Origin of the sequence: Nocardia sp. NPDC127579, from assembly GCF_042672005.1 — a bacterium.
Classification (GTDB): Bacteria; Actinomycetota; Actinomycetes; order Mycobacteriales; family Mycobacteriaceae; genus Nocardia.
On sequence record NZ_JBHXVZ010000001.1, the window covers coordinates 590831 to 599068 of the forward strand.

General features: G+C 69.4%; 7 protein-coding genes. 4 read left to right on the top strand and 3 right to left on the bottom strand.

Translation table 11 applies throughout. The features are described 5' to 3' along the window. The first annotated feature begins 64 nt into the window (after nucleotides 1-64). Complete coding sequence (locus tag ACFVMC_RS02420) at nucleotides 65-1651, top strand: lipase family protein (protein ID WP_379207772.1); 1587 nt, start codon at nucleotides 65-67, stop codon at nucleotides 1649-1651. Nucleotides 1652-1654: 3 nt separating this feature from the next. Continuing rightward, nucleotides 1655-2644: a hypothetical protein gene (locus tag ACFVMC_RS02425; protein ID WP_379206148.1), complete on the top strand. Its 990-nt coding sequence runs from the start codon at nucleotides 1655-1657 to the stop codon at nucleotides 2642-2644. On the opposite strand, the gene ACFVMC_RS02430 is transcribed toward ACFVMC_RS02425, so the two are convergent. Continuing rightward, nucleotides 2597-3838, bottom strand: coding sequence for a TetR/AcrR family transcriptional regulator (locus ACFVMC_RS02430; RefSeq protein WP_379206150.1), 1242 nt, complete (start codon nucleotides 3836-3838; stop codon nucleotides 2597-2599). The two genes, ACFVMC_RS02425 and ACFVMC_RS02430, sit on opposite strands and share 48 nt — an antisense overlap. 132 nt (nucleotides 3839-3970) lie before the next feature. On the opposite strand from ACFVMC_RS02430, the gene ACFVMC_RS02435 reads away from it, so the two are divergent. Together ACFVMC_RS02435 and ACFVMC_RS02440 are read left to right on the top strand one after the other, a co-directional pair. Next, on the top strand, nucleotides 3971-4771 hold the full coding sequence (locus ACFVMC_RS02435; RefSeq protein ID WP_379206152.1) for an enoyl-CoA hydratase: 801 nt from the start codon (nucleotides 3971-3973) through the stop codon (nucleotides 4769-4771). Nucleotides 4772-4827: 56 nt separating this feature from the next. Continuing rightward, nucleotides 4828-5853, top strand: a complete 1026-nt coding sequence (locus ACFVMC_RS02440; protein ID WP_379206154.1) for an SDR family oxidoreductase — start codon at nucleotides 4828-4830, stop codon at nucleotides 5851-5853. On the opposite strand, the gene ACFVMC_RS02445 is transcribed toward ACFVMC_RS02440, so the two are convergent. Continuing rightward, nucleotides 5850-7082 (bottom strand): Nramp family divalent metal transporter, encoded by a 1233-nt coding sequence (locus ACFVMC_RS02445; RefSeq protein WP_379206156.1) that lies wholly within the window; start codon nucleotides 7080-7082, stop codon nucleotides 5850-5852. The two genes, ACFVMC_RS02440 and ACFVMC_RS02445, sit on opposite strands and share 4 nt — an antisense overlap. A 60-nt stretch (nucleotides 7083-7142) precedes the next feature. Further along, nucleotides 7143-8168 (bottom strand): alpha/beta hydrolase, encoded by a 1026-nt coding sequence (locus ACFVMC_RS02450; protein ID WP_379207773.1) that lies wholly within the window; start codon nucleotides 8166-8168, stop codon nucleotides 7143-7145. Nucleotides 8169-8238 lie beyond the last annotated feature (70 nt).

Genomic DNA, 8238 nt, shown 5'->3' on the forward strand with positions numbered 1-8238 from the left:
GGAAACCGCTCGTCCGGCTCGTCGGTGACCATCGATCGCGCAATGGAGGACGGTCTTGACCACAGTGATGGATTGCTCCGAACTCGACAACGGCACGCTGCTCACCATCGAACCCCTCCCACAGGCCCTGTGGCCGGAAGGCACGAAACAGGGCTACCGCATCGAATATGTGGCCGCCAATTTCAGCGGCGGCAAGCGCGCGGTCGGCGGCTCGGTCTTCGTCCCCGAACTGGGCGCGGCCCCGGCGCCGGTGCTGACCTGGGCGCACTGCACGGTCGGCAGCAACGAGCACAACGCGCCCTCGAAGGTCGGGCTGCTGCCCGAGGAGCGCGGTCACCTGGCGCACTGGCTGGCGGCCGGATTCGTGGTCGCGGCCACCGATTACGAGGGCCTGGGCACCAAGGAGCCGCACCCCTATCTCGACGGTGAGGCCATCGCCGACGACATCATCGACATCGCCCGCGCCGTGCACGGCATGGATCTGAACATCGACCGGCGCACCGTGATCGGCGGGTTCTCACAGGGCGGCCACGGTTCGCTGTTCGCGGCGGCGATCTGCACCGCCTACGCACCCGAACTGGATCTGCGCGGCACGGTCGCGCTGGCGCCGCCGGTGCGCTTCCTGGAATTCGTGCGGCCCTACACGATGCGCGGCGACCAGACCGTGCATGCCCTGGTGCCCACCATCCTGGCCGGGCTGCACACCCGGCGACCGGAATTCGATCCGGCTGTCCGGCTGCATCCGGTGGGCAGCGCGCTGCTCGACGCCGCACAGCAGCAGTCGATGCAGGACCTCGATGCCCTGTGCTCGGCCACCACCAATGACGAGGCCGGGACCACCGGACTCGCGACCTGGCAGCCCTTCGTCGATGCGCTGGAGTCGACCAGCCCGCCGGTCACCAAGTACGACCGGCCACTGTTTCTGTGCGCGGGCGGCGCAGATCCGGTGTTCACCTCCCGCCAGGGCAGCGAATTCGCCCGGGAGCTCGCCGAGTGCGGCACCGAGGTCACCTTCCACGACTTCGAATCCCTGGACCACATGGCGCTGCTGGAACCCGCCGGGCAGCGCGTCACCCGGTGGGCCGCCGATCTGGTCGGCGCACCGCACGCCGCGACCCCGGTGGTGCCCGACGACGACCGGGACATCCGCTTCCGAATCCTCGACGCGACCGGTGACGGCCGGATCGGCCCGGACGACTTCCGCGCGCACGCCCTGCGGCTGGTGCAGAGCTTCGGGCACCCGCTCGGCGATCCGACCGCGATCCAGGTGCGCCAGGGTTACGAGCAGCTGGCCCGGCATCTGATCGAGCACTACGACCGCGACGGCGACGGGCACGTCGACCTGAGCGAGTTCCTCGCGACCGACGCCGGCCCGGTCCCGGCCGCGATCACCACCGCCGCACACGAACTCGTGTCCGCCGTGCTGCGGCTGATCGACGACGCCGACCAGTGGATCTCGCGTGCGCAGTTCCGGTCGGTGACGCACGGTCTCGGCATCGACGAGGCCGAATCCGATGTCATTTTCGCGCTGACCGACAGCGACGGCGACGGCCGGCTGATCGCCGACGAGCTGGCCGACAGCGTCGTCCACTTCCTGACCGGTGACGATCCGGGCGCACCCGGCTATTGGCTGTTCGGCCGAGCGGAGTAGGCGGTGACCGGGTGGACCTGTCTGCTCGAGGCCGATCCGATCCCCTCCGAGCTGTGGCCGGCGCACACCGCGCGCGGCTGGCGCGTTCGCTACCGCGACAGCGGACGGGTCAGCTCGGGTTCGGTCTTCCTGCCCGCGTACACCACGGCCCGGATGCCCTTGCTGACCTGGGCGCATTGCTTCGTCGGGCTGGATGGGCACAACGCGCCGTCCGCGCACGGCCTGCCCCGGGTGGAGCGCGCGCATCTCTCCGCCTGGCTCGCACAGGGTTTCGCGGTGGCGGCCGCCGATTATCGGGGCCTGGACGGTTGCGGACTGAGCCCGTTCCCGGGGACGCAGCAGATCGCCGCCGACATCATGGGTATCTGTCCGGCGGCTCGCGAACTCGATGAGCGGATCGAGAAGACGGTGCTGGCGGGCGGTTTCTGTCAGGGCGCCCGGGGCGCGCTGCACGCCTGCCCCGGACCGGATCTGAACTACAAGGGCGCTGTGGCCTTGGCCCCGCCGGACTACCCCGCCTACTTCGCCCATATCTCCGACAATCCGGATTTCCCGGCCGACGCCTTGATGCTGGTGTTACTGGACGGGGTGCGGCGCACCGCACCCGAGTTCCGGCCGCGGGATTTCCTGACCCGCACGGGAGTCGAACTCCTGGAGGCGATCTCGACGCTGTCGGTGCCGCAGATGCGGCAGCTCGTCGCGCCCTACACCGTCGGGGACCTGGGTGCCGCGGGTTCGGCGCGGTACGAACCGGTGGCCGCGGCGCTCAACCGGTGCGCGAGCTTCGCACCGGGCATCGCGAAGTCGGTTCTGGTGGGCACGTTGGGCGCGGATCCGGTGTCACCACGGGGTGCGGCGCAGCGGATGTGCGAGCGGCTGGCCGAGCGCGGCGCCGAGGTGACGCACCGGTCCTACATCCGCGGCGGCCACCTGGACATCCTGCGGTCAGCGGCCGCCGACACCCTCGACTGGGCGATCGAGCGCGCCGTGTGAGAGCAGCACCGCCTCCATCAGCTTGCTGACCCGCGCCAATTGCTCGGGGCGGGAGTCGAATCGGATGAGCCGCCCGACGTCGATGACCTGGCCGATGGCCGCGTGCACCCGGAATCGCGCCTCGACCGGGTCGCCGTCGAGCAGGTTGGCCCACTCCAGCACGTTCTGCCGTTGGATGGCGCGCAGCTTGTGCTGTTCGGCCGGCGGCAGATTCGAGAATTCCGCGTAGTAGACCGGCATGATCTCCGGCATGGCGAAGGTCAGCTTGGCCTGGCGTTCGGCAATGCGGCGCACCGCGTCCGGGCGGCTGGTGGCTTCGGCGAGGGCCTCGGTCATGGCCATGGCGACCCGGTCGCCGGTGCGGTAGAACGCGGCGGCGAGCAGGTCGGCTTTGCTGGTGAAGTACCGGTAGACGCTGGAGGCGTTGATGCCGACGGCCGCGCCGATCTCCTCGATGCTGGCCTCGTGATAGCCCTGGCGGCCGAAGATCCGGATCGCCTCGGTCAGCAGCTGTTCGCGCTTGGAGGTGACCGGCAGACCGCGTATGGCCGGGCCGGGCTCGGGTTCGGCCGGGGCGGGCGGCAATTCGACCTGGAGCACCGCCCAGGCCATATCGCGCAGCAGCGGCAGCAGGCGCGCGCCGGAGAGCGCGGTGCGATGCGCGGAGATGCTGGCGACCGCGCTGAGTACGGCGGCCGCGCGCATGGCGACGTCGGCGGGCGCGTCCTGCGGTCGCAGCAGCGCGATCGGCGCGGCCAGGGTGGCGTTGAGGTCCTGGTAGATCGCGCGAATCCGGATCCGGTCGTCGCGCTCGAGGTAGCGGCGTTCCCAGCGGTAGAGCCCGGCCTCGCGGCGGATCTCGATGGTGTGCTCGCTGATCGCGCGGATCAGCGCGTCCAGGCGTTCGCTGGGTGGAAGCTCGGGGTCGTCGGCGCCCGCGGCCACGCCCAGCAGATGCTTGGCGCCTTCTTCGGCGGCAGCGACCAGCAGCGCGTACTTATTGGTGAAGTGGCGATAGAGGGCGGGCCCGGAGATGCCGACCTCGGCGGCGATCTCGTCGACGCCCACCGGGTAGTACCCGCGCTCGCTGAAGGCCCGCGCCGCAGCGCGGATGATCTGCACCTTGCGGTCCTTGGGGCGGCGGCGAACCGGGGCGGCGGACGCGAGGTCCACCTCGCTGCGGTCCGCGACCATGCACCTCTCCCGTTCTCCTACGGCACTGCTGGTTGACAGCGCCGGACCAATCCACATAAGTTAACCACAATTCGCAAAGTTAACCATCATTCATGGCGTTATGCCCGCCGAATGCCAGACCAGGAGCACACGATGAGTAATCCGGATTCCGACCGACCGGCGGGTTTCTCTGCGGTTCACGACGGCAAGATCCTGCGCGTCACCATCACCAAGCCCAAGCGCAAGAACGCCGTCGACTACGACACCATGGTCGCGCTGGGTGATACTTTCCTCGCTGCCGCCACCGACCGTTCGGTGCGCGTGATCGTGCTCAGCGGCGAGGGCGGCGACTTCTGCACCGGCGCCGATCTGGCCACCGGCCCGGAAGAGGCGGCCCGCGGTATCACCTCCGACATGGTCATGGACGCCGCCAACCGCCTGGTCAAGGCGATCGTGGACGCTCCGGTCCCGGTGATCACCCGGATTCGGGGCGCCGCCGCCGGGGTGGGCGTCGGCATGGCACTGGCCGGTGACCTGGTCTACGCGAGCGCGGACTCCTACCTGCTGCTGGCCTTCATCAATATCGGCCTGATGCCCGACGGCGGCGCGGCCGCCATGGTCGCGGCCGCCGCGGGCCGCCCCCTGGCCGCGGAGATGGCGCTACTCGGCGAGCGGCTGCCCGCGCCCGCGGCAAAGCAGGCCGGACTCTTCACCGCGGTACTGACCGACGACGAACTCGACGCGAAGGTCGAAGCGGCCGCCGCCAAGCTGGCCACGGGCCCACGCCGGGCGCTGGAACTGACCAAGCGGGCGCTGAACAACGCCACCCTCGGCGCGCTCGACACCGCGCTGGCCGCCGAAAAGGCCGGGCAGACCGAGCTTTTGCAGTCCCCCGACTTCTTCGAGGGCGCGACCGCCATGCTCACCAAACGCCAGCCGGTCTTCGGCGACTGAAGCCAGACCGATCCCGGGGATGAGTCGTCCGGAACGCCGGACTATGTTGGCTGGCTATGGCTTACCTGGTTACCGGCGCAACTGGGTTCATCGGTCGCTACTTCATTCCTGAGCTGCTCGAACGCCAGGGCGACATCCACGTCCTGGTCCGGCCCGGCCGTGCGCAGGCCGAGCGCTACGCCGCCTGCGCCCGCGCATGGGACGCGGGCGATCGGGTGCGGCCGGTGCACGGCGATCTGGGCGCGCCGAAGCTAGGGATCCGCCCCGACTGGCTGGATGCGCATCGCGGCCGAATCGATCATGTCGTGCACCTGGCCGTCGGCTACGACGCGCATACCGGCGACAACGGGACCCGCAATCTGGTCGAGGCCGCCGCCGATCTGAAAGCCGGTCTGCTGCATCACGTCTCGACCGTCGAGGTGGCCGGAGCCAGCGAGGGCCTGTTCACAGAGGACATGTTCGAGACCGGTCAGGTACTGACCGAACCGGCGCAGCGGGCCAAGTTCGACGCCGAGAAAACCGTGCGCGAATCCGCGCTGCCGTGGCGGATCTATCGCCCCTCCATCGTGATCGGGCATTCCGAGACCGGCGAGATCGACCGGATCCACGGGCCGTACTACTTCTTCCAGCTGCTGCGCATGGCGGCGCAGCTGCCGCGGCTGCTGCCGGTGCTGGCGCCCGAACTCGGCGAAACCAATATGGTTCCGGTCGATTTCGTGGCGCGGGCGCTGGCGCACATCGCGCACCACCCGGGCCCGAATTCCGAGACCTTCCACCTGGTCGACCCGCGCCGCTTCCGCGCGGCCGAGGCCCTGAATCTGTTCGCCGACGAGGCCGGCGCCCCGCATCTGGTCGAGGTGATGCCCAAACCCGCCCTGGCCATGACGCTGCGGGTGCCCGGGGCGAACTGGCTGCTCCCCCGGGTCGGTGTGCCGCTGGAGGTGTTGGAGCACAGCGAGTTCAGCTGTCGCTTCGACTGCCGCAACACCACCGAGGCGCTGGCCGGCACCGATATCAAGGTGCCGCCGCTGGATGCCTACGCGGCGCGGATCTGGAAGTACTGGATCGAGAACTGGGTCTAGCCGGTGACCGTCAGATAGATCAGCACCACATTGAGCGCGCTGATGATGACGGCGACCAGCCAGGCCAGGGCGCTGGTGAGCCGGTGGTTGACGTCGGCGCCCATCAGGCCGCGGTCGCTGGTCAGCAGCACCAGCGGGATCAGCGCGAACGGGATGCCGAACGACAGCACCACCTGCGAGATGATCAGGGCGCGCGTCGGATCGATGCCCGCGGCCAGGATGACGATCGCGGGGACCAGGGTGACCAGGCGGCGCAGCAGCAGCGGGATGCGGCGGCGGATCAGGCCCTCCATGATCATGGCGCCCGCGTAGGCGCCCACCGAGGTCGAGGCCAGGCCCGAGGCGAGCAGGCCGATCGCGAGCAGCAGGGCGGCGACCGGGCCGAGCGCATCGCGGACGGCGGCGTGCGCCCCCTCGAGCGTGTCGACGTTCTCGCGCCCGCGCAGCGTGTGCGCGGCCATCAGCAGCATGGACAGGTTGACCGTGCCCGCGAGCACCATGGCGAGGCCGACATCGATCTTCGTGGCCTGGAGCAGCCGGACCCGCAGCGGACCGGGTTCGGGGTTGCCGTGCCGGTCGCGGGCCAGCCCCGAATGCAGATACACCGCGTGCGGCATGACCGTGGCGCCGATCATGGCGGCGGCGAGCAGCACGCTCTCGGCGCCGTCGAATCGGGGCACCAGACCACCGAGGGTGTCACCGGCCTCGGGCGGCGAGATGACCACGCTGGCCAGGAAGCCGACCGCGATGACGGCCAGCATGCCGGTGATGACCCGTTCGAAGGGGCGCTGCCCACGCCGGTCCTGGACCAGCAGCAGCACCATGGATACCGCGCCGGTGATCAGTCCGCCCAGCACCAGCGGCAGATCGAACAGGAGCTTCAGCGCGATGGCGCCGCCGACCACCTCGGCCAGATCGGTGGCCATGGCGACTGTCTCGGCCTGCGCCCAATAGGCCAGGCGCACCGGCCGATTCGATTTCTCGCGCACCGCCTCGGGCAGTGACAGTCCGGTGACCAGCCCGAGTTTGGCGGAGAGGAACTGGACCAGTCCGGCCATCACGTTCGCCATCACGATGACCCAGACCAGCAGGTAGCCGAACTCCGCGCCCGCGCTGATATTGGAGGCGACATTGCCGGGATCGACATAGGCGATGGCCGCGACGAACGCGGGCCCGAGCAGCGCGACGAGCGAACGCGGCCGCCGGGGAGCCCGCAGGGTAGTACTCACAGCACGGATTTTACGGGTTACCGAACTTTGTGTTCAGTGGACCCGGAAGAATCCGACCGTTCACAGTCCGAGGCCACGCGCCAGCACCGGCCAGGACTGCCGCAGGTCGTCCTGCCAGTAACCCCAGGAGTGGGTGCCGTTGCCGTGGAAGTTGAAGGTCGCCGGAATACCCAGCTGGTTCAGCTTGGCCTGCATATTGCGGGTGCAGAAGTTGGTGCCCGCCTCGATCACGCCGCCGATCAGCACCTGATTGGCCAGGCCGTACGCACCCGGCAGCGCGTACTCGCCGTTGAGCGTGTCGTACTGGCCGGGCAGGCCGTTGCCGCTGGACAGGTAGAGCTCGAGCCCGCGCAGCCCCTCGGCATTGACATACGGGTCGTTGCGCACCCATTCCTCGGAACCGACCGGGCCCCACATGTTCTCGGTGTTTCCGCCGCCCCACACCTCGACGGTGAGCCGGACGAACTCCGAGCCGATCGGATCGGAGGTCTGCGCGCACCCGCTGTAGGCGGCGGCCGCCTTGTACAGGCCGGGCTTGGCGATCGGCAGCGCGAGCACGGTGGTGCCCGAGGTGGACAGGCCCGCGATCGCGTTCACGCCGTTGGTGCCCAGGGCGCCATCGATCAGCGGGGGCAGCTCCTCGGTGAAGAACGTCGTCCACTTGTTGCGGCCCAGCGTCGGATCGTCGGCGATCCAGTCGGTGTAGTAGCTCCACTTGCCGCCGATCGGCTGCACCACATTGACGTTCTTGTCGCTGAGGAACTTCAGCGCGCCGGTCTTGGCGTCCCAGGAGGCCGAGTCCTCACCGCCGCCCGCGCCGTTGAGCAGATACAGCACCGGGCGCGGCACCGAGGCGTCCGCGGGGCGCTGGACATCGACCGGGAAGGTCTTGTCCATGGCGGCGGAGTAGACGTGCAGCCGGATATTGCGCGCGTCCTTGATCTCGGCCTTGGTGATCTTCGAACCGTCGGGCGCGCTCGGATTGGCCAGCAGCGCCTTGTTGTCGATCACCGGATCTGCCGCGGAGGCCGGTGAGACGCCGAGTCCGGTCATGACACCCGCGAATACCGCGGTCGCCGCGATCATCGCCGCGGCCCGGGAGCCACGACGCCGGTTGGATCGACGAATCACTTTGCACCCACTTCTCTCGAGATTG